Source organism: Nocardiopsis sp. NPDC058789 (assembly GCF_042745575.1).
GTDB lineage: Bacteria > Actinomycetota > Actinomycetes > Streptosporangiales > Streptosporangiaceae > Nocardiopsis > Nocardiopsis eucommiae.
In genome coordinates, this window is sequence record NZ_JBHYOW010000014.1 from 71,601 (window position 1) to 92,169 (window position 20,569).

Sequence of the window (20,569 nt, forward strand, 5' to 3'; positions counted from 1 at the left end):
GACCTGAGAGCACCGAAAGGGGCGACGACATGGATCTGGACACCTCGCGCCGGGCGGACCGGCGGTTGGACCACGTCTACCGGATCGGGGCCGGGCTCACCGGGCTCGTCCTGGTGGGTTTCGGCAGCGCCGGCATGATGATCAGACTTCCGTTGTTCGACACACAGGGCGAGGTGGTCGCGGGGCTGTCCACGAACGGCGCCCTCAGCTTCCTGTCCATCGCGATCGGTTCGCTGCTGGTGGGCGCGGCGATCCTGGGGGGCAAGTTCGCGTCGACGGTGTGCGTCACGGTCGGCGGGGCCTTCCTGGTGAGCGGTCTGGTCAACCTGATCCTCATGAGCACCGACTTCAACATCCTGGCCTTCAGCGTCCCCAACGTCATCTTCAGCTACGTGGTGGGCCTGGTCCTGCTCACCTTCGGGATGTACGGCCGGTTCACGGGGAACCTCCCGGAGGACAATCCGTTCCGGCGGTACCGCCACCCTGAGGAGGACGCGGCGAAGGAGAACACCGACGTCTCCCCGGCCGAGGGCGGTGCCCACGGCGTGCCCGGACCGCGATCGGCCCGTGAACGCGAGGACAGCACCGAGGAGACCAGGGGATGAGCGCGCCCTCGGGGAGACTGGCCCTGGTGACCGGGGCGAGCGGGTACATCGGCGGACGGCTCGTCCCCGAACTGCTGGCCGCCGGGTACCGGGTCCGCTGCCTGGCCCGCACACCCGAGAAGCTGCGCGACCACCCCTGGCGCGCCCGGGTCGAGGTGGTCCGGGGCGACGTGGTCTCCGGGGAGGGGCTGGCGGAGGCGTTGGCCGGTGTCGACGTGGCCTACTACCTGGTGCACTCCATGAGCGGCGGCAGCGACTTCGTGCGCACCGACGCCGAGGGGGCCCGCCGGTTCGCGGAGGCGGCCGGGGAGGCGGGGACCGGACGGGTCGTCTACCTCGGGGGCCTGGCCCCCGAGGGCACGGAGCTGTCGGAGCACATGGCCTCGCGGGAGGAGGTCGGGCGCCTCCTGTTGGAGGCCCCGACCCCGGCGGTGGTGCTGCGCGCCGCCGTCATCCTGGGGTCGGGGTCGGCCTCCTTCGAGATGCTCCGCCACCTCACCGAACGGCTTCCGGCGATGACCACCCCCCGGTGGGTGCGCAGCCGGGTGCAGCCGATCGCGGTGCGGGACGTGCTCCGTCTGCTGGTGCGCGCGGACGAACTCCCCGAGGGGACCAACCGCACCTTCGACATCGGCGGACCGGAGATCCTCAGCTACGCCGAGATGATCCAGAGGTTCGCCACCGTGGCGGGGCTGGCTCGTCGACTGATCCTCCCGGTGCCGGTCCTGTCGCCGGGGCTGTCGAGCCTGTGGGTGGGTCTCGTCACGCCGGTGCCGCCCTCGGTGGCCCGGCCGCTGGTGGAGTCGCTGCGGCACGACGCGGTGATGGGCGAGGACGACCTGGCGGAGGCCCTGCCGGACCACCAGCGGATCGGGTTCGACGAGTCGGTCCGGCTGGCGCTGCGGCGGATCGACGAGGACCGCGTGGACACGCGCTGGTCCTCGGCGGCCTGGCCGAGCGCCCCCTCCGACCCACTGCCCACCGACCCCGACTGGACCGGCGGGAGCCTGTACACCGACCGGCGGGCCCGGTACGTGGACGGATCTCCCGAGAGCCTCTGGCGGGTGATCGAGGGGATCGGCGGCGACCGGGGCTGGTACTCGTGGCCGCTGGCCTGGGCCGCCCGGGGCTGGATCGACCTCGCTGTCGGCGGGGTGGGGCCACGGCGCGGGCGCCGCGACCCGCAACGCCTGCGGGTGGGCGACTCCCTGGACTTCTGGCGGGTGGAGGAGATCGTCCCGGGTGAGCTGCTCCGGCTGCGCGCGGAGATGCGCCTTCCCGGCCCGGCCTGGCTCGAGCTGCGCGTGGCCCGCCTGGAGGGGCGCACGGTCTACTGCCAGCGGGCGCTGTTCCATCCGAGGGGACTGTCGGGGCACCTGTACTGGAAGGCGGTCACTCCCTTCCACGGGATCGTGTTCGGCTCGATGGCGAGCAACATCGCGGCCCGCGCGGAGCAGGAGACAGCCCGGGGCTGAGCCCCGGTGGAGGGCCGACGCCGGGATGCGCTACGTTGTGGACAGAATTAGCTAGAAATCCGAGAGACTTGGTTTTCGAGCTAATAGGCCACAGCTGGGGCCGCGCCGACGCGTGCCCGGAAGGAAGTCCCGTTGTCGACACGACACGCACCCCCGCCCCGTCGATCCCGCTGGTGGGTCGGTGCCGCACTGCTGGTCAGCCTGGTGTGGCTGCTCGGTGCGGGCCCGCTCGGCGCATTCCTCGGGAAGCTCGGCGAGGTGCAGACCAACGACCCCGGCGCCTTCCTGCCGGTCGGTGCCGAGTCCACCGAGGCCGGTGAGCTGGCCGAGGAGTTCGACCGCGGCGACACGGTCCCGGCGATCGTCGTCCTCTCCGCCGACCAGGAGCTCACGGGGTCCCAGCTGGCCGAGGCGGGCGCGCTGGGAGAACGGATCGGGGATCAGTCGTGGGTCTCCGGCGAGGTCGTCGGCCCCCTGCCCGGCACCGAGGACCCCTCCGTCGCCCAACTCGTGGTCCCGATCGGCGCGGAGAACGACACCGGCGACTCCGTGGCCGAACTCCGGGAACTCCTGGCCGACCACTCCCTCCCAGGGATCCAGGCCCAGGTCACCGGGCCCGCCGGCTACGCGGCCGACCTGGTCGCGGCCTTCGGCGGCATCGACTCGACCCTGCTCCTCGTGGCGGTCGTCGCGGTCCTGGTCATCCTGGTCGCCGTCTACCGGTCGCCACTGCTCCCGGTCCTGGTGATCGTCGCCTCGCTCCTGGCCCTCGGACTGTCGGGAGCGCTCGTCTACGCCGCCGCCGACGCGGGCCTGGTCAGCCTCAACGGCCAGAGCCAGGGCATCCTGTTCATCCTGGTGGTGGGCGCCTGCACCGACTACGCCCTGCTCCTCGTCGCCCGCTACCGCGAGGAACTGGCCGTCCACGAGCGGGTGCCCGAGGCCGTGCTCGCGGCGGTGCGCGGGGTCACCGGTCCGGTCCTGGCCTCCGGGGGAACGGTGATTCTCGGCGTGCTCTGCCTGCTCGCCGCCGACCTCGCCTCCACCCGCAGCCTCGGCCCGGTGGTCGCCCTCGGGGTCGCCGCCGCGATGCTCTCCGCCATGACCTTCCTCCCCGCCGCCCTGGCCCTGTGCGGACGCGCCGCGTTCTGGCCCACCGCTCCGCACCGTGCCCGTGAGGAGGCCGGGAACACCACCGACGAGGTCCTGCGCCAGCACCCGTTCTGGGGGCGGATCGCCACCACCGTGGCGCGCCGACCACGCGCCTACTGGCTGGGCACCGCAGCCCTGCTGCTCGCGGCGGCCGTGTTCGCTCCGCAGTTCAGCGCGCAGGGCACCGGCCAGTCGGAGGTCTTCCGCACCGAGGTCGAGGCCGTGGACGGGCAGGAAGCCCTGGTCCGGGGGTTCGGGGCCGACTCCAGCGCGGCGCCCGCCCTCGTGGTCGCCAGGGAGGGCCACCTGGACGAGGTCGTGGCCGCGGCCGAGCGGGTTCCCCGGGTGGAGGGGGCGGCTCCGGCCACCGAGCCCGGCCCGCCCGGTGCGGAGGCCCCGCCGCTGGTGGAGGACGGACAGGTCCTGGTCGAGGTGGTGCTGTCCGCCGATCCGGAGTCCCCGGAGGCGGTGGAGGCCGTCCGCGACCTGCGCGCCGAGCTCGGCACGGTCGAGGGGGCCGACGCGCTGGTCGGCGGGGTGAGCGCCACGGACCTCGACACCCTGGAGACCGCGCAGCGGGACTTCGTGGTGGTCGTCCCCCTGGTGACGCTGGTGGTCTTCCTGGTGCTGATCCCGCTGCTGCGGTCACTGGTCGCCCCGCTGCTCCTGATGACCGCCAACGTGCTCTCGTTCGCCGCCGCCCTGGGCGTGGGAACCCTCGTGTTCGACCACGTCCTCGGCCTGCCCGGCGCCGATCCGGTGGTGCCGCTCTTCGCCTTCGTCTTCCTGGTGGCGCTGGGGATCGACTACAGCATCTTCCTGATGTCCCGCGCCCGTGAGGAGACGCTCGCGCACGGGCACCGGGAGGGGATCCTGCGGGCGCTCACGGTGACGGGAGGGGTGATCACCTCGGCGGGTGTGGTGCTGGCCGCCACCTTCGCCGCGCTGGCCGTGATCCCGCTGCTGTTCCTGTTGCAGCTGGCGTTCCTCGTCGCCTTCGGCGTCCTGGTGGACGCCCTGCTGGTGCGGACCCTGCTCGTGCCCGCCCTCTCGTTGGACGCGGGACCGCGCCTGTGGTGGCCCGGACGCGCGGCCCGGATCCGCTAGAGCGGGTCGCCCGGAAGTTCCCGGTAGGCCCGTGCTATTCGTTCCGTGAGCTCGGGGAGGGGCAGGTCCACCCCGTCGATCGAGGCCACCGGACGCACGCCCGTGGCGGCGTTGGTGACGAAGGCGCCCGCCGTCCTGGTGGCCGCGACGGCCGCCAGGGGGCGGGTGGCGACCGGGACGCCGAGCGATGCGGCGACCCGGTCGACCAGCCGCGCGGTGACCCCCTCCAGGCACGGCGCCTCGGGCCAGACCAGCCCCTCGCCGTCCAGGAAACCGATGTTCCAGGTGGGGCCCTCGGAGACGCGGCCGTCGACCCCCATGAACAGCGCGTCGTCGAGTCCGTCCAGCTGGGCGGCGCGCCGCTGGCGGATCACCCCGAACAGTCCGGTGCCCTTGATGGCCGGCGCGTCGCGGGTGAACTGGCGGGTACCGAGGTGGAGCGGGGGCGGGGTGGAGGCCGGGGCCGGGCGCGTCGTGACCAGGATCTGCGGGAGGGACCGCGCGGCGGGGCGGCCGAGGTCGAGCTCGGGGTCGTACACGGTCACCCGCACCACGCACGGTGACGGGTGGGCCCGGGCGGAGCGGCGGGCGAGCTCGCGCACGCGCGGGACGTCGAGTTCGGCGCCGAACAGGGCCGAGCAGTCCCGGGTGAGCCGTTCCATGTGCAGGTCGAGGCCGCGTACGCGCAGGTCGGTGACGAGCATGGTCGTGAAGTGCCCGTAACCGTACAGGGCGAGGCCGGAGAGTTCTCCCGTGCTGACGGGGCGTCCGTTCAGTTCCATTACGGACACCATTCTGGCACTTCGGGACCTCTGGCAGGGGTGGTTCCCGTGGCTCGGCGCGGTGGTCAGGCCGGCGGGTTCGGGGTCCGGGAACCCGTCTCCATCTCGGTGAACGCGGTCACGAGCTGCTGTTCGGAGGTGTCCAGGTAGGTGCTGAGTTCGGCCGCGGCGGCGCCGACGTCGCCTCGGGCCAGCTCCCGGTGGATGCGGCGGTTCCACTTGAGGTAGGGATCGTGGAACTCGCGGGGCGCGGCCATCACGTGGAAGACGAGGCGGGTCTCGGCCAGGACCTGACGCATGAACTCGTTGACCCGGGCGCTGCCGGACAGGGCCGCGAGGGCCTCGTGGAAGCGCATGTTCGCGCTGCCCATCCGCCACCAGTCCTCCCGGGCCCGGGCCCGCTCCCCCTCGTCGACGGCGCCGCCCACCGCGCGCACGAGTTCGGCCGGGGCCTCGGCCGCGCCGCGCACGGCGGGAAGTTCCAGGGACCGTCGGGCGCTGAACAGGTCGCGGACGTCCTCGCTGGTGGGGCGGTTGACGAACACCCCGCGGTGCATGTGGTGGACGAGCAGGCGTTCTCGGCTGAGGAGCCGGAAGGCCTCACGCAGGGTGTTGCGGGAGACCTCGTACTTGCGGCTGAGCTTCTCCTCGGACAGTCGCACCCCGGGGGCCAGCTCGCCGTCGATCACGAAGGCGCGGAGCAGCTCGGCGACGCGTTCGGCCTGGCTGGTCGGCCGGGTCAGGGCGGGAACGGGCAGCCGGTCGATGTGGTCCTCGGTCGCCGTCACGTGAGCCCTCCGCTGTCTCGTGCGCCCACACCGGAGACGGGGTGGTCCCACCAATGTTACGTACCGGGACTCCACGATTTTACTTATCCGTGCCTTACTTGGGGTGCAAGATTGGAGTATTGTTCAACAATCCAACAATGAGGTTGGCGTCACACCACTCCCGTACACCTGGAGAGTCAGCCATGGGCGAAGCGCCCCCCGCACCTGATCAGAAGGTGCGTCTGCGGCTTGGCAGAGTCACTCTGAGCAGCGGTCTCCTCGGAGCCATGTTCCTGATGGCCACCAGTGCCATCGGTCCCGGGTTCATCACCCAGACCACGACCTTCACCGCCCAGCTCGGTGCCGCCTTCGCCTTCGCGATCCTCGTGTCGATCCTGGTCGACATCGCGGTGCAGCTGAACATCTGGCGCGTCATCGGCGTCTCCAACATGCGCGCCCAGGACCTCGCCAACAAGGTGCTTCCGGGAGCGGGCTACCTGCTCGCCGTCCTCATCGTCTTCGGCGGCCTGATCTTCAACGTCGGCAACATCGCCGGTACCGGCCTCGGCCTCGACGCGATGATCGGCCTCGACCCGCGCGTGGGCGCGGCGATCTCGGCCCTCGTCGCGATCGTCATCCTGGCCGTGAAGAGGCTGGGCGTGGCCCTGGACCGCATCCTCGTGGTCCTCGGCGTCATGATGATCGCCCTGACCGCCTACGTGGCCTTCGTGTCCAGCCCGCCCGTGGGCGACGCCCTGCGCCAGTCGGTGCTGCCCGAGGCGGCGAGCAGCGACCTCTTCCTCGCCACCATCACCATCATCGGCGGCACCGTCGGCGGCTACATCACCTACGCGGGAGCCCACCGGCTCATCGAGAACGGCATGGGCGGCCGTGAGAACATCGCGGCCATCACCCAGACCTCCGTCACCGGCATCATCGTCACCGGCCTCATGCGCGTCCTCCTCTTCCTCGCCATCCTGGGCGTGGTCGCCGGCGGCGTCGCCATCATGGACGCGCCCAACCCCTCCGCCGAGGCCTTCTACCAGGCCGCCGGAGAGGTCGGCATGCGGCTGTTCGGCATGATCATGTGGGCGGCGGCCGTGAGCTCCGTGATCGGTGCCTCCTACACCTCCATCTCCTTCGTCACCACGTTCTCCCCGTGGCTGGAGCGGCACAAGGGCAAGCTGGTCACCGGGTTCATCGGTGTCTCGCTGGCGATCTACCTGGTCTCCGGACAGGCTCCCGGCACCCTGCTGGTCATGGCCGGCGCCCTCAACGGCGTCATCCTGCCGGTGGGTCTGGGGCTGCTCCTCTGGGTGGCCGCACGCCACTCGAAGACCCTGCTCAACGGCTACCGCTACCCGCGCTGGCTGCTGGTCGTCGGTGTCGCCGCCTGGCTGCTCACCGTCTACATGGCGGTCAACGCCCTGGGCGGCATCGCCGCGCTCTGGCAGTAGCGAAGGGCCCGGGACGGCGTACACAGTCCCGGGCGGACCACCACCCCACGGGCGGCGTCACCACCTCGGAGTGGGGGCGCCGTCCGCGGGTACGAGAACTGGGAGGACCCACGTGCGTATCGACCTCAACTCCGACCTCGGTGAGAGCTTCGGCCGCTGGGAGCTCGGTGACGACCAGGCGCTGCTGTCCATCGTGACCAGCGCCAACGTCGCCTGTGGCTTCCACGCCGGAGACCCGTCGGTCCTGCGCCGGACCACGGCCGAGGCGGCCGCGCGCGGGGTCGCCGTCGGCGGACACGTGGCCTACCGGGACCTGGCCGGGTTCGGCCGCCGGTTCGTGGACGTGCCACCCCCCGAGCTCACCGACGAGGTGCTGTACCAGATCGGCGCGCTGTCGGCCTTCACCGCCCTGAGCGGCGACCGCATCCGCTACGTCAAGCCGCACGGCGCCCTGTACAACGCGATCGTCCACCACGAGGACCAGGCGGCCGCGGTCGTCGAGGCCGTCCGCGCCTTCGACCCGGACCTGCCCGTCCTCGGCCTCCCCGGGTCGAGCTTCCTGCACCGGGCCGAGGAGGCGGGCCTGCGCACCTACCGGGAGGCCTTCGCCGACCGCGCCTACACGCCGCAGGGGACCCTGGTCTCGCGCCGCGAGCCGGGCGCCGTCCTGCACGACCCCGAGGCGATCGCCGCCCGCTGCCTGCGCATCGCCCGGGGCGAACCCGTCGAGGCCGTCGACGGCAGCGAGATCCTCATCCGGGCCGACTCCCTGTGCGTGCACGGCGACAGCCCCGGAGCGGTGGACATCGCCCGCGCCGTGGCCGATCTGCTGCGCGCCGAGGGCGTCACCATCGCGCCCTTCACCGGTACCGACCCGTCCGCCTGACCATCCCGATTTGGAGTCGTCCTTGCGCGTCCTGAAGTGCGCAGACACCGGGGTCCTGGTGGAGGTCAGCGACCTCTCCCAGGTCATCGCCCTGGGTACGGCCCTGGAGGCCGCCCCGCTGCCCGGCGTCGCCGACGTCGTCCCCGCAGCCCGTACCGTCCTGCTGCGGCTGGAGCCCGGCGCCGACCCGGCGCGGGTCGCCGAGGCCGTCACCGCACTGCCCCTGACCTCCGGCGGCAGCCGCAGCGTGGGGGAGACCGTGACCATCCCGGTCCACTACGACGGGCAGGACCTCGACGACATCGCCGGGCTCACCGGCCTCAGCCCGCGCGAGGTGGTGCGGGCCCACACCGCCGCCACGTGGACCGTCGCGTTCTGCGGCTTCGCCCCCGGCTTCGGCTACATGGTCGGTGACGACCCGCGCCTGAACGTGCCCCGCCGAGGCGAGGCGCGCACCCGGGTCCCGAAGGGCTCCGTGGCGCTGGCCGGGGAGTTCACCGGTGTGTACCCGCGCAGCTCCCCCGGCGGCTGGCAGCTGCTCGGCCGGACCGACGCGGTGGTGTGGGACCTGGAACGCGACCCGCCCGGCCTGCTCCGCCCCGGGGTCCGCGTGCGCTTCGAGGAGGTCTCGTGACCGCGCTGGAGGTCCTGGCCACGGGACCGATGACCACCGTCCAGGACGCCGGGCGCTTCGGGCACGCCGCCCTGGGAGTCGGGCGCTCCGGCGCCGCCGACGCCGCCTCCTACGCCCTCGGCAACCGGCTCCTGGCCAACCCCGAGGGCGCCGCGGCTCTGGAGGTCACCCTCGGCGGCCTGCGGGTCCGCGCCCGGGGAGCCGTCACGGTCGCCGTGACCGGTGCCGAGGCGCCGGTCCGGGTCGACGGGCGCGGTGCGGCGGTCAACACGGTCCTGCACCTGCCGGACGGCGCCGAGCTCACCCTGGGCGTCCCCGCGCGGGGACTGCGGTCCTACCTGGCCGTACGCGGGGGAGTGGCGGTCGCGCCCGTCCTCGGCTCGCGCAGCACCGACGTGCTCGCCGGGCTGGGCCCCGACGTCCCCGGTGCCGGTGACCTGCTGCCGGTCGGTCCGGCACCCGCCGCCCTGCCCAACACGGACCACGCCCCCGTCCGGGCGGTCGGCGGGGACCTGGTGAACCTGCGGGTCGATCTCGGACCCCGTGAGGACTGGTTCACGGAGAAGGCCGTCACGGCCCTGTTCTCCGGCGAGTACGAGGTGACCTCCCGCAGCGACCGGGTCGGCGCCCGGCTCGCCGGGCCGGTCCTGGAACGCTCCCGCGAGGGTGAGCTCCCCAGTGAGGGCATGGTCGCCGGGTCGCTCCAGGTGCCTCCCGGCGGCGAACCGGTGCTGTTCCTCGCCGACCACCCCGTGACCGGCGGCTACCCGGTGATCGCGGTGGTGCGCTCCACCGAGCTGCCCAAGGCCGCCCAGGCCCGCCCCGGCACCCGGATCCGCTTCGTCCCGTGAACCCGCCCCAGAGAGAGGCCCGGAACCGATGAACCCCGAACCCGACCACAGCACCGACGGGCCGTCCCCGGCCGAGCTCTCACCCGCGCGTGCCAGGGCCCTGTTCCGGCGGGGGCTGCGCGTGCCGACCTCCGGCTACAGCGCCGGGTACGCGCAGGCCAACCTGATCTCGCTCCCGCGTGACCTCGCCTTCGACTTCCTCCTGTTCGCCCAGCGCAACCCCAAGGCCTGCCCGGTCCTCGACGTGACCGAGCCCGGCGAGGTGTCGGCCTCGGTGTTCGACGGCGACCTGCGCACCGACCTGCCCGCCTACCGCGTGTACCGCGACGGCGTGTTCGTCGAGGAGCGCACCGACGTCACCGACCTGTGGCGCGACGACCTGGTGTCCTTCCTCATCGGGTGCAGTTTCACCTTCGAGACCCCGCTCCTGGAGGCGGGGGTGCCGGTCCGGCACATCGAGACCGGGAGCAACGTCGCCATGTACCGGACCAACCGCGCGTGCCGACCCGCCGGGCGCCTCTCGGGTCCGCTCGTGGTGTCCATGCGACCCATCCCGGCCGGGCAGGTCGCGGACGCCGTACGGATCACCTCCCGCTACCCGGCCGTGCACGGGGCGCCGGTCCACGTGGGCGACCCCGCAGCCCTGGGGATCACCGACCTGGACCGGCCGGACTACGGTGACCCCGTGGAGGTCCGGGAGGGCGAGGTGCCCGTGTTCTGGGCCTGCGGCGTCACCCCGCAGGCGGCGGTGACGGCCTCCGCCCCGGAGTTCGCCATCGGACACGCCCCCGGACACATGGCCGTCACCGACGTCCGGGACACCGTCTACCAGGTGCCCTGACCTGGAGGATCAGACCCCGCCCGGACGGTCGGCCGCCAGGACGCGCAGCCGACCGTCCCGCATCTCCAGGACCCGGTCGGCCGCGTCCAGGTACTCGGTGTCGTGCGTGACCAGCAGGGTCGCCACGTCGAAGGTGTTGGTCGCCTCGACCAGCAGCTCCATGATCCGTCCGCCCCGTTCGTGGTCCAGGGCCGCGGTGGGCTCGTCCACCAGCAGGACGCTCGGCCGACCGGCCAGCGCACGGGCGATGTTCACCCGCTGGCGCTCACCTCCGGACAACTGGTGCGGGCGCCGGTGCTCCTTGCCGGACAGGCCCACCGCGGCCAGCGTCTCCATCGACCTGACGCGCGCCTCGCGGACCGGGAGCCCGCGCATGTGCTCGGTCACCACGAGCTGTTCCACCGCCGTGAGGGAGCCGATCAGGTTGGGCTGCTGGAAGACGATGCCCACCCGGCCCAGCCGCAGTTCGCTCAGCTCCCGGGGGTGCAGGCCCAGCGTCTCGACCCCGCCGACGGCCACCCGCCCGGAGTCCGGCCTGATCAGCGTGGCGGCCACGGCGAGCAGGCTCGACTTCCCCGATCCGGAGGGGCCCACCACGGCGGCCAGCTCACCGGGGGCCACCCGCACCGACACCCGGTCCAGTGCGGTGACCACGCCGTCGCCGTCGGGATGGGTCAGGGTCACGTCGTTCAGCTCCAGGCTCATCGCACGCCTCCCAGCGCGGTCAGCGGGTCGACGGAAGTGATGCGGCGGACGGCCAGGACCGCGCCGAGCATGCCCAGCACGACCATGGCGGCGATCGGGCCGAGGGTGGTCGCGGCGGTCAGGGAGAACGGCAGGGCCGCGCCGGCCAGGGCGCCCGCCGCGATCCCGAGGCCTCCGCCCACGGCGGCGCCGGCGACCAGCACGATCAGGGCCTGGGCCAGGGCGTCCCTGACCAGGTACCCGGTGGAGCCGCCCAGCGCCTTGAGGATCGCGATGTCACCGCCGCGCTGGATGGTCCACACGGTCAGGAACGCACCGACGACCAGCGCGGAGATCCCGTACAGGAAACCCTGCATCGTGACCAGCGAGCCGTTCTCGGAGGAGAAGGAGCCGATCGCGCGCAGGCTGCCGGAGAGGGTGGTGGACACGGTGTCGGCCGACGCGTCCGCCCGTTCCGGGGCGCCCGCCCCCGAACCCGTCCGCGCGGCGATCACGTTGGCGACCGGCGCGTCCGCGCCCTCCCCGTGCCGCACCCGGGGGTCGATCCCCCGCCACACGCCGATGTCGGTCCACACCACGGGCACGTGGCTGTGGTGCTCGGTGGGGGCGACCGCCCCCACGACCAGGTCGGTACCGGCGACGGACACGGTGTCGCCCACGTCCACCCCGAACTCCTCCGTGATCTCCTCGCTCACCACCAGGCGGGCGCCGGGCTCCAACCCCTCCGGGGCCAACGGGCCGTCCGCCGACACACCGAACAGCACGGCGGCGGTCCCGTCCCCGCCGTCCAGCTCGACCCGGCTCTGGGTGATCCCGAGCGGCTCGGCCCACTCCACCCCCTCGGTGCCGGACCAGGCGTCGAGCTGGTCCCGGGTGACGGTGCTGTTCGCGAAGGACTCCTCCGGCGAGCCCTCCCCGGACGTCCCGAAGGCGACGTGGCTGGCGGGCAGGTTCCTGACCGCTGACGTGGACTGGTCGGCCAGACCCGCGGTGAGTCCCGACAACAGGACGATCAGCAGGGTGATCAGGGCGACGACGGAGCCCATCAGCGCGAACCTGCCCCTGGCGAAACGGATGTCCCGAAGGGCGACGAACACGACGGCCCCCTTTCTGGTGGATCGGTTGTTCCGTGGCCCGAGACTCCCGCGCGGCCGGGGGCGTCGGCATCGGGCGAACGGAGCTCCTCCCGGCCCCCGAGGGTGGAGGCGCGACTCCACCGAACGATGGATGCCCTCGCCGTCCCCACCGACGTACGCTGCACTGATGCGGAACAGCGGAGGGTGGGCGCCCGAACTGCCCGGGGTGACGACGGTGCTCAGGGCGCTGCGCCTGCTCCTCCACGCCTGCTTCCTGTTCCTGCTCGGTGTCGGCACCGCGCGGTACGCGCTCACCCACCTCGGTGACACCCGGGCCCAGGGCCTGCACTGGGCGGTGCTGGGCGGGGCCGTGCTGCTCGGGACCGTCTACTGCGCCGGAGCGCTGGCCGCCCGCCACGACCTCCACCGGACCCGTTCGCTCGTGTGGCTCGCGGCCGTCACGCTCCTGTGGTTCGCGCTCGTCTGGGCCGGGCAGGACTTCGTGTGGCTGGCCTTCCCGCTCTACTTCCTCCACCTCCACCTGTTGCGCGGCCTCCACTCGGTGCTGGCGGTCGTCGTCATCACGGCCGCGGTGGTCCTCGGCCAGTCGCTGCACACCGGCGACATGACCGCCGGGATGGTCCTCGGGCCCGTGCTCGGCGCGGTCTTCGCGGTGGCGATCGCGGCCGGATACACGGCGCTGCGACGTGAGGGCGAGCGACACCGCGAGCTCATCGAGACGCTCACCCGCACGCGCGGCGAGCTCGCCGCCTACCAGCGGCGCACGGGGGTCCTCGACGAACGCGAACGCCTGGCCCGGGAGATCCACGACACCCTCGCCCAGGGGCTGTCCAGCATCGTCCTGCTGCTGCGCTCGGCGGAGAACGCGCTGCCGGGGGACCCCGGGCTCGCCGCCACCCGGGTCACCGAGGCCAGGGAGAGCGCCTCCGCCAACCTCGCCGAGGCGCGCGGGTTCGTACGCGACCTCGCCCCGCCCTCACTCACCGGCGCCAACCTGCCCGAGGCGCTGCGGCGCCTCTGCGAACGGGTGGGCCGCACCGAGGGACTCGACTGCCGGTTCCGCACCGACGGCGTCCCCACCGAGCTGCCCGCGGGCTACGAGGTGGCGCTCCTGCGCGCGGCGCAGTCCAGCCTGGCCAACGTCACCGCGCACGCCGACGCCACCACCGCCGTCGTCACCCTCGGCTACCTGGAGGAGGAGGTCACCCTGGACGTGTACGACGACGGTCGGGGCTTCGCGCCCGCGGGGCTCCGGCCCCGAGAGGACGGAACCGGCTACGGGATCACCGCGCTGAGGCAGCGCCTGGCGGCCCTGGGCGGAGACCTGGAGGTGGAGTCTGCGCCGGGCGAGGGCACCGCGGTCGCCGTCCGGCTGCCCCTGACCCGGAGGGAGGCCCCGTGACCGCACCGGACGAGCGGCGCCGTGCCCTGCGCATCCTGCTGGTGGACGACCACCCCGTCGTGCGGCACGGACTCAAGGCGATGTTCGCTGAACGACCCGACATGGACGTGGTGGCCGAGGCCGCCGACGGCGGGGCCGCCCTGGAGGTACTGGCCGGAGACCCCGTGACGGAGGTGGACGTCGTCCTCATGGACCTGCGCATGGGGGCGGGGATGGACGGGGTCACCGCGATTCGGCGCATCACCGAGCTCGACGCCCCGCCCCCGGTCCTCGTGCTCACCACCTACGACACCGACGCCGACATCCTCGCCGCCGTCGAGGCGGGGGCCACCGGCTACATGCTCAAGGACGCCCCGCCGGACCAGCTGTGCGAGGCCGTGCACACGGCGGCGCGCGGGCAGACCGCGCTCGCCCCGGACGTCGCCAACCGCCTCATGGACCGGCTGCGCTCACCGAGCCCCGCGCTGAGCGGGCGCGAGCTGGAGATCCTCGGCCTGCTCGCCCGGGGCCTGTCCAACCGGGCGATCTCCCGGGAACTGTTCATCAGCGAGGCGACGGTCAAGACGCACCTGGTCCACGTGTTCGACAAGCTCGGGGTGGACAACCGCACCGCCGCGATCACGACGGCCCTGCGGCGGGGGATCATCCGGGTCGACTGAGGGAGCGCCGGGCGGTCAGGCCGACCGCGCCGGGGAGGCGGTCGGACGCAGTCCCAGACGGCGCAGTTCCAACGCGGCCAGTCCGGCCACCGCCGCCCGGTCGTTCCCCTCCCAGGCTCCGGCGGGGTCGTCGTGCACCTCCAGAAGCCTCCTGCCGGAGACCGAGGTCAGGGCACGCAGCGCCAGGATCCGGGTCCGGGCCTCCGGGGCCATCCGGTCGAGGCGCCTCGTCCCCGTGGCCCGGCGGATCCACCGCGCACGCAGGGGCAGCCAGGTCGTGGCGATGAGGTACAGCGGGATCACCGCCACGAGCAGGGGAAGGGTGACGGCGAGCTGGGCCACGGTCTCCTGGAAGGAGTCCCCCGCCGCGCTGAGTGTGGTCCCCGACTCGCTGAGGTTGACGAAGGGCGTGGCCAGGGCCTCCCCGGCGAAGGGGACCTGCTGGACGTTCTCGGCGGCCGTGCTCATGTGTTCCGTGAACCCCTCCCCGGTGCTGGTCATGAGCTCGCCGGGGCGGTTCAGGGAGAGCAGGACCTCGCGCAGGGACACGGCCGCGTAGATCCACAGGACCGCCCAGGTCAGGGCGAACAGGTCCGAGACCAGCTGGAGGACAGCGCGCACCGGGGCGTCGGCGTACAGCTTCACGGGGGACTCCGGGGGGTGAGGAGGGAAGGGGGTCGGGGCCTGGGCCCACGCTTCCCCGTTACCCGTTTCCCTCCGGGCGCACCCGTCCCGGCGCCCGCCCGTGCCCTCCTACCCCCAGGCCCCGACCCGAGCGGCCCCGGCGACGTACTCCTCGAACCCTCCGGCAGGGCGGCCCAGAGCACGCCGCACCCCGTCCGAGGGCGCGGCGTTGCGGCCGTCCAGGACCTCGGAGAACAGGGCCACCAGGGCGTGGGCGACCTCCTCGGGCAGACCGTCGGCGGTCGCCCCGGCCACGAACTCCTCCGGGGCGACGGCCCGGTGCTCGACCGGGCGTCCGGTGGCCGCGCCCAGGACCGCGCCGACCTCGGTGAAGGTCAGTGCCCTGGGGCCGGTCATCTCGTACAGCTCCCCGGCGTGCCCGTCCTCGGTGAGGGAGCGGACGGCGGCCTCGGCGACGTCGTCCAGGTCCACGAACGGCTCGGGGACGTCCGCCACCGGCATCGTGATCGTTCCGGCCAGGACCGCCGGGACCAGGTAGGACTCGGAGAAGTTCTGCGCGAAGAAGGCGCAGCGCAGCACGGTCAGGCCGGGGAGGACCCGGCGGACCTCCTCCTCCGCGCGCCGGGCCTCCGGCTCACCGCGCCCGGACAACAGGGTCATCCGGCGCACGCCCCGGGCGACGGCGCGCGCGGCGAAGGCGGACACCGTCTCGGCCGCCCCGGGGACGGCCAGGTCGGGGTGGAAGCAGAGGTAGACGGCGTCGGCCCCCTCCAGAGCCCCGTCCCAGGTCTCGGGAGCGTTCCAGTCGAAGGGCGGGGTGCCGGTCTCCGCGTGACCGGCGCGGGAGCCGACCCGGTGGTCGACGCCGCGTGCGGCCAGGAGGGCGCGGACGCGGCGGCCGGTCATGCCGGTGCCGCCGGTGACGAGGACGCGCTGTGTGCTGCGGTTCGTGTTCATGACTCCAGTACAGCGGGAAACGTCTGGACGGGACATGGTTCATCTGCTGGACTGCATAAGAGATCGTCCAGAACCGGGAGAGCCCATGGACCCCCTCGTCCACCTGATCGACGGGCCCCGCGCCCGCTCCGCCTTCACCCTGCGCGTGGTGATGAGCGGGGCCTGGGGCGTGCACATCCGTGACGAGGCGGCGCTCGCGGTGGTGGTGGTCACCGACGGCCGGGTGTGGCTGCGCCGGGAGGGCGCCGAACCCGTGCTGACCGGGCCCGGGGACGTGCTGCTCGTGCGGGGGCCCGAGCCCTATGTGGTCTCCGGCGGGCCCGACACCGCTCCGACCACCGTCGTCCACGCGGACCAGCGCTGCGTGGGCCTGGACGGCGAGGAGGTCCGCCTCACCATGAGCCACGGGGTCGGGACCTGGGGCAACGACCCCGAGGGCACGGACCGGATGATCATCGGGGCGTACGCGGACACCGGTGAGATCGGCAGGTTGGCGCTGTCGGCGCTGCCACCGCTGGCGGTCCTGCCGGCGGGATCGGTCGACGCCTCCGTGGTCGCGCTGCTCACCCGGGAGATCACCACCGCGCGGGTGGCCCAGAGCGCGCTCAACGACCGCCTCCTCGACTGCCTGCTGGTCATGGCGGTTCGCAGCTGGCTGGAGGCGCACCCGGACTCCGCGCCGAGCTGGCTCAGCGCACGGCACGACCCGGTGGCCGCCCGTGCCCTGGACCTGGTCCACGAACGCCCCCACCACCCCTGGACCCTGGACTCCCTGGCCAGGGAGTGCGCGGTCTCCCGGGCCACGCTGGCCGCCCGCTTCCAGCGCGCGGTGGGCAGCCCGCCCATGACCTACCTGCGTACCTGGCGTCTCACCCTCGCCTGCGACCTCCTCCTGGCCGAGCCCGGCCTGGGACTGGAGCCACTGGCGGCTCGCGTGGGCTACGGCAGCGCGTTCGCGTTCAGTGCGGCCTTCAAGAAGCACCTGGGTACCAGCCCGTCCGCCTACCGCCGGGCCACGGCCGAGGACCGGCCGGACCCGCGCGCACGGGCGGGGCGGAGGCGCCTCGACGCACCGGTCGAGGCGCCGCGTACGGGTGACCGCCTCCGTCCGGGCGTTGGTCGGGGACGTCGTGCGGGGTGGGGGTCCCCGCCCCGGCTGGAGGACGGTTGGTTCGGTGCGGGCGGGACCCTCACCAGGGTCCGAAGGTTCAGCCGGTGATCTCCCCCCGGTCGAGGGCCGCCTGTCTCCGGGCCTCGACATCGTCCACCAGCAGGTCCAACATCTCCTCGGTGACGCCCAGACCGAAGGTGCGCAGGGTGAGGATCGGCAGGGACCTCGCCATCTCCAGCATCTCCGGCGGGAGGTCGTCGAGCCCCGGGAACGTCGCGATGATCTCCTCGATGACCGGCCCGCCGACGGGGTGCGAGCGCCACTCGCCCACGGTGCAGTACTTGGTCAGCGGGCGCACGTACCGGTCGCCCTCGGTGGTGATCTCGCCGCGCAGCGCCAGGTCGCGGGAGGACGCCCCGACGGAGACGGTGTAGGTGCCCGCCGCCAGCGACCAGCGCTGGTCCCTGGGGTCCCAGACGGACAGGTCGCGGCGGGTCAGCGGCAGCTCGATCCGGGCGCTCTCTCCGGGTTCCAGCGCCACCTTCGCGAAGCCGCGCAGCTCGTGCCGGGGCCGGGTCGGGTGGTCCTGCTCGACCCCCGTGTACAGCTGGGCGACCTCCCGTCCGGCGCGGTCGCCGGTGTTGGTCACGGTGCACGACACCGTCCACCCGCCGTTCCCGTCCGGGTCCACTTCCAGCCCGGAGTACGCGAAGGTCGTGTAGGTGAGACCGTGCCCGAAGGGGTAGGCGACCGGTACGTCCAGGGTGTCGAAGTGCCGGTAGCCGACGAACACGCCCTCACCGTGGCGGACCACGCCGTGCTCGCCGGGGAAGTTCAGATAGGTGGCGTGGTCGCTCAGCCGGACGGGGATCGTCTCGGTGAGCCTCCCTGAGGGGGACACGGCCCCGGTCAGCACGTCCACGACGGCGGCTCCGCCCGCCTGACCGAGCAGCCAGCCCTCCACCACCGCGTCGGCCCGGTCCTGCCACTCGGACACCGACACGACACCGCCGTTGGAGAGCACGACCACCACGCGGTCGCTGACCTCGCGCACTCTGGCGAGCAGGTCCAGCTGGGGCGCGGGAAGGCTGATCGTGGCGCGGTCGTACCCCTCGGACTCGGCGGCGTCCGGCAGCCCGAGGAGGAGCACCGCCGTGTCCGCCTCGCGCGCCGCCGCCACGGCCTCCTCGACCAGCGCGGGGTCGTCGGTCCCGTCCAGGGTGAATCCCGGGGCGAACCGCACCTCGTCGAGCACGCGCTCGAACTCCTCCAGCGCGGAGTGCACCCGGGTCGGCACCACGTGGGAGGAACCGCCCCCCTGGAACCGGGGCGTCCGGGCGAACTCCCCGATCACCGCGACCGAGCGGTCCGTCGTCAGCGGCAGCACGCCGCCCTCGTTCTTCAGCAGGACCAGGGCCTCCCGCGCGGCCTCCCGCGCCAGGGCGTCGTTGGCCTCGTGCTCCAGCGGGCGCGTGGTGTCGGCGGACACCCGGTCCTGCAACCGCCGCAGCCGCTCCACCACGGTGTCCAGCACGGACTCGTCCAGCTCGCCCCGCCGCACCGCCTCCACCACGACCTCGTCGGTCCCACTCGGCGGCATCTCCAGGTCGAGCCCGGCGCGGACGGCCGCGACCCGGTCCACGACGGCGCCCCAGTCGGAGACCACCACGCCCTCGAACCCCCACTCACCCCGGAGGAGGTCGGTGAGCAGCCAGGGGTCCTGGCTGGTGTACACCCCGTTGAGCCGGTTGTAGGAGCTCATCACCATGGCGGGCGCGGTGGTGCGGACGACCTCCTCGAAGGCGGACAGGTAGATCTCCCGCAGGGTGCGGTCGTCCACCTCGGCGCTGATCCGGTGCCGGTCGGTCTCCTGGTTGTTGGCGGCGAAGTGCTTCACGCACGCGCCGACCCCCTGCGACTGGATCCCCGTGACCAGGGCGGCGGCGATGCGCGCCGTGACGTGGGGGTCCTCGGAGACGTACTCGAAGTTGCGGCCGCACAACGGCGACCGTTTGATGTTCATGCCCGGCCCCAGGACCACGTCCACGCCCTGCGCGCTGGCCTCTCCGCCGAGCGCCGCACCGACCCTGCGCACGAGGTCGGGGTTCCAGGTCGCGCCCAGGCCGACGGCGGGCGGGAAGCAGGTGGCCGGGACGCTGCCGCCGATGCCGAGGTGGTCGCCCTCCTCGGGTTGGTGCCGCAGCCCGTGCGGGCCGTCCGCGAGGTGGAGGGGGCGCAGCACGCCCTCCACACCGGTGCTGTGCCAGGTGTCGGAGCCGGAGCTGGCGGAGGCCTTGGCGGTGAGGTCGGGGCGTGGTTCCGTGCTCATGTGGGCCTGTCTCCCGTGGGGTCGGTGCTGGTGGGGGTCGGGTCGGGGACGGTGATGCCGAGGCCTTCGAGGAAGGAGGCGACCACGGCCCGCATGTCGACGGAGTCCGGATCGAGGAGCCACTGGACCTGGAGTCCGTCCTGGAGGGCCAGGAACTGCTGGGCGGCGGTCTCCGGCGTGGGGTGCGGACGGTCGCGGAGGAGTCCGGCGAAGGCGGCTGCGAGGTGTGCGCGCAGGACGCGGTACCGGCGGACGAAGTACTCGTGCGCGGGGTGTGTCGGGTCGGTGGCCTCGGCCGACAGGTTGACGTAGAGCGAGACCATCCCGGGCGTGCCCGTGTTGCGCTCCACGATCCGCACGATGTTGTCGATGAGTTCCCGGTGGCTCAGGGCCTCGCTGAGGACCAGGGGAGCGTCGATCTCGTCGCGCCTGCTCAGGACTTGTATGAGCATGGCTTCCTTGTTGGGGAAGTGGTGCAGCGCCCCCGCGTGCGTGATCCCGGCGTGCGCCGCGATGTCGCGCAGTGACACCGCCCGGTATCCGGACCGCGAGAACAGTTCCGAGGCGGAGTCGATGATGCGCCGCCGTGTGCGCTCGCCCTTGCTCGGCCGGGGGTGGTCTGCGTCCGCCACGGGACGGTCTCCTCGCGGTTGGTCGCGCCACGGGTCCGCCGTGGCGACGTGGGCCTGGGTCGCTCCGAGACTACGGTTCCGTTCCCTCGTTCCTCCCGTACGCGACCGCCGCGCCGCGCGTCGGACAGGCAAAAATCTACCATCTGGTTAATTTGTGACGCAAGGCACATGAGTGTCCGTCGACGCGCTCGCGTTCGCCCGCGCGTCGGCCTCCTTGGGTGCCCCGCTCCCGGAGAGGCGGGGGAGCGGGCGACGAGGGCCCGGGCTGGGAGGGGCGGGAGGGACGACACCCCTGGCGCGAGGGGCAGTGGGCGACAAGGGCCCGGGCGGGGGCGAGGGGCGTCGATGTCCTGGATGGTGGGCCGAGCGCATCGGGCCCCTCCCTGGGGTCGTGGAACCGGGGTGGATTCCAGGACACCAGGAAGGGGCCGTGCTCGCCACCCCCGGTTCTCCGCCTGTGGACAACAGGGAGCGA

At 73.1% G+C, this 20,569-nt stretch carries 18 protein-coding genes and 1 pseudogene; 11 read left to right on the forward strand and 8 right to left on the reverse strand.

From position 1 onward, the window contains the following. Window positions 1–29 precede the first annotated feature (29 nt). From ACFW3L_RS20820 to ACFW3L_RS20830, 3 genes are all read left to right on the forward strand, one after another. Entirely contained in the window at window positions 30–605 is a 576-nt protein-coding gene (locus tag ACFW3L_RS20820; RefSeq protein ID WP_378742941.1) for a DUF4383 domain-containing protein, read from the forward strand. Beyond that, window positions 602–2,080, forward strand: a complete 1,479-nt coding sequence (locus ACFW3L_RS20825) for an SDR family oxidoreductase (protein ID WP_378742943.1) — start codon at window positions 602–604, stop codon at window positions 2,078–2,080. Before ACFW3L_RS20820 ends, ACFW3L_RS20825 begins: the two co-directional genes overlap by 4 nt. A 132-nt stretch (window positions 2,081–2,212) precedes the next feature. Then, on the forward strand, window positions 2,213–4,339 hold the full coding sequence (locus ACFW3L_RS20830) for an MMPL family transporter (RefSeq protein ID WP_378742945.1): 2,127 nt from the start codon (window positions 2,213–2,215) through the stop codon (window positions 4,337–4,339). On the opposite strand, the gene ACFW3L_RS20835 is transcribed toward ACFW3L_RS20830, so the two are convergent. Continuing rightward, window positions 4,336–5,121: an aminotransferase class IV family protein gene (locus ACFW3L_RS20835; RefSeq protein WP_378742947.1), complete on the reverse strand. Its 786-nt coding sequence runs from the start codon at window positions 5,119–5,121 to the stop codon at window positions 4,336–4,338. The genes ACFW3L_RS20830 and ACFW3L_RS20835 overlap by 4 nt on opposite strands. Before the next feature lie 65 nt (window positions 5,122–5,186). Beyond that, on the reverse strand, window positions 5,187–5,909 hold the full coding sequence (locus tag ACFW3L_RS20840) for a GntR family transcriptional regulator (protein ID WP_378742949.1): 723 nt from the start codon (window positions 5,907–5,909) through the stop codon (window positions 5,187–5,189). Between the two features lie 182 nt (window positions 5,910–6,091). Here ACFW3L_RS20840 and ACFW3L_RS20845 point away from each other — a divergent pair, with 182 nt between their 5' ends. From ACFW3L_RS20845 to ACFW3L_RS20865, 5 genes are all read left to right on the forward strand, one after another. After that, entirely contained in the window at window positions 6,092–7,345 is a 1,254-nt protein-coding gene (locus tag ACFW3L_RS20845) for an NRAMP family divalent metal transporter (protein WP_378742951.1), read from the forward strand. 112 nt (window positions 7,346–7,457) lie between these two features. After that, window positions 7,458–8,231, forward strand: a complete 774-nt coding sequence (locus ACFW3L_RS20850; RefSeq protein ID WP_378742953.1) for a LamB/YcsF family protein — start codon at window positions 7,458–7,460, stop codon at window positions 8,229–8,231. A 22-nt stretch (window positions 8,232–8,253) separates the two neighbouring features. Next, a complete protein-coding gene (locus ACFW3L_RS20855; RefSeq protein ID WP_378742956.1) occupies window positions 8,254–8,865 on the forward strand; it encodes an allophanate hydrolase subunit 1 in 612 nt (203 codons plus the stop codon). After that, on the forward strand, window positions 8,862–9,716 hold the full coding sequence (locus ACFW3L_RS20860; RefSeq protein ID WP_378742958.1) for a biotin-dependent carboxyltransferase family protein: 855 nt from the start codon (window positions 8,862–8,864) through the stop codon (window positions 9,714–9,716). Before ACFW3L_RS20855 ends, ACFW3L_RS20860 begins: the two co-directional genes overlap by 4 nt. A gap of 28 nt (window positions 9,717–9,744) precedes the next feature. After that, window positions 9,745–10,557 carry a putative hydro-lyase gene (locus ACFW3L_RS20865; protein ID WP_378742960.1) on the forward strand — a complete coding sequence of 271 codons (813 nt, stop codon included), beginning with the start codon at window positions 9,745–9,747 and terminating at the stop codon, window positions 10,555–10,557. A gap of 9 nt (window positions 10,558–10,566) precedes the next feature. Here the strand turns inward: ACFW3L_RS20865 and ACFW3L_RS20870 are convergent, their stop codons facing one another. After that, window positions 10,567–11,262 carry an ABC transporter ATP-binding protein gene (locus tag ACFW3L_RS20870; RefSeq protein WP_378742962.1) on the reverse strand — a complete coding sequence of 232 codons (696 nt, stop codon included), beginning with the start codon at window positions 11,260–11,262 and terminating at the stop codon, window positions 10,567–10,569. Then, window positions 11,259–12,359, reverse strand: a complete 1,101-nt coding sequence (locus tag ACFW3L_RS20875) for an FtsX-like permease family protein (RefSeq protein ID WP_378742964.1) — start codon at window positions 12,357–12,359, stop codon at window positions 11,259–11,261. The genes ACFW3L_RS20870 and ACFW3L_RS20875 overlap by 4 nt, the downstream gene beginning before the upstream one ends. A 166-nt stretch (window positions 12,360–12,525) precedes the next feature. On the opposite strand from ACFW3L_RS20875, the gene ACFW3L_RS20880 reads away from it, so the two are divergent. Together ACFW3L_RS20880 and ACFW3L_RS20885 are read left to right on the forward strand one after the other, a co-directional pair. Beyond that, window positions 12,526–13,761, forward strand: a complete 1,236-nt coding sequence (locus tag ACFW3L_RS20880; RefSeq protein ID WP_378742966.1) for a sensor histidine kinase — start codon at window positions 12,526–12,528, stop codon at window positions 13,759–13,761. Then, window positions 13,758–14,420: a response regulator gene (locus ACFW3L_RS20885; protein WP_378742968.1), complete on the forward strand. Its 663-nt coding sequence runs from the start codon at window positions 13,758–13,760 to the stop codon at window positions 14,418–14,420. Before ACFW3L_RS20880 ends, ACFW3L_RS20885 begins: the two co-directional genes overlap by 4 nt. Before the next feature lie 15 nt (window positions 14,421–14,435). Here the strand turns inward: ACFW3L_RS20885 and ACFW3L_RS20890 are convergent, their stop codons facing one another. Both ACFW3L_RS20890 and ACFW3L_RS20895 read right to left on the reverse strand, forming a co-directional pair. After that, entirely contained in the window at window positions 14,436–15,065 is a 630-nt protein-coding gene (locus ACFW3L_RS20890; protein ID WP_378742970.1) for a hypothetical protein, read from the reverse strand. A 108-nt stretch (window positions 15,066–15,173) separates the two neighbouring features. Next, entirely contained in the window at window positions 15,174–16,022 is an 849-nt protein-coding gene (locus tag ACFW3L_RS20895) for an NmrA family transcriptional regulator (protein ID WP_378742972.1), read from the reverse strand. Window positions 16,023–16,107: 85 nt separating this feature from the next. On the opposite strand from ACFW3L_RS20895, the pseudogene ACFW3L_RS20900 reads away from it, so the two are divergent. Further along, window positions 16,108–17,055 (forward strand): annotated as a pseudogene (locus tag ACFW3L_RS20900) (cupin domain-containing protein); the annotation flags it as partial. A gap of 175 nt (window positions 17,056–17,230) precedes the next feature. Here ACFW3L_RS20900 and ACFW3L_RS20905 read toward each other — a convergent pair. Both ACFW3L_RS20905 and ACFW3L_RS20910 read right to left on the reverse strand, forming a co-directional pair. Beyond that, window positions 17,231–19,462: a glycoside hydrolase family 3 C-terminal domain-containing protein gene (locus ACFW3L_RS20905; protein WP_378742974.1), complete on the reverse strand. Its 2,232-nt coding sequence runs from the start codon at window positions 19,460–19,462 to the stop codon at window positions 17,231–17,233. After that, window positions 19,459–20,094 (reverse strand): TetR/AcrR family transcriptional regulator, encoded by a 636-nt coding sequence (locus ACFW3L_RS20910; protein WP_378742976.1) that lies wholly within the window; start codon window positions 20,092–20,094, stop codon window positions 19,459–19,461. Before ACFW3L_RS20910 ends, ACFW3L_RS20905 begins: the two co-directional genes overlap by 4 nt. Window positions 20,095–20,569 lie beyond the last annotated feature (475 nt).

Bases quoted from the DNA above. Each gene is read 5' to 3' on its own strand.
- ACFW3L_RS20820 (WP_378742941.1), top strand. From the start codon at position 30: ATGGATCTGGACACCTCGCGCCGGGCGGACCGGCGGTTGGACCACGTC.
- ACFW3L_RS20825 (WP_378742943.1), top strand. From the start codon at position 602: ATGAGCGCGCCCTCGGGGAGACTGGCCCTGGTGACCGGGGCGAGCGGG.
- ACFW3L_RS20835 (WP_378742947.1), bottom strand. From the start codon at position 5,121: ATGGAACTGAACGGACGCCCCGTCAGCACGGGAGAACTCTCCGGCCTC.
- ACFW3L_RS20845 (WP_378742951.1), top strand. From the start codon at position 6,092: ATGGGCGAAGCGCCCCCCGCACCTGATCAGAAGGTGCGTCTGCGGCTT.
- ACFW3L_RS20865 (WP_378742960.1), top strand. From the start codon at position 9,745: ATGAACCCCGAACCCGACCACAGCACCGACGGGCCGTCCCCGGCCGAG.
- ACFW3L_RS20870 (WP_378742962.1), bottom strand. From the start codon at position 11,262: ATGAGCCTGGAGCTGAACGACGTGACCCTGACCCATCCCGACGGCGAC.
- ACFW3L_RS20880 (WP_378742966.1), top strand. From the start codon at position 12,526: ATGCGGAACAGCGGAGGGTGGGCGCCCGAACTGCCCGGGGTGACGACG.
- ACFW3L_RS20895 (WP_378742972.1), bottom strand. From the start codon at position 16,022: ATGAACACGAACCGCAGCACACAGCGCGTCCTCGTCACCGGCGGCACC.
- ACFW3L_RS20905 (WP_378742974.1), bottom strand. From the start codon at position 19,462: ATGAGCACGGAACCACGCCCCGACCTCACCGCCAAGGCCTCCGCCAGC.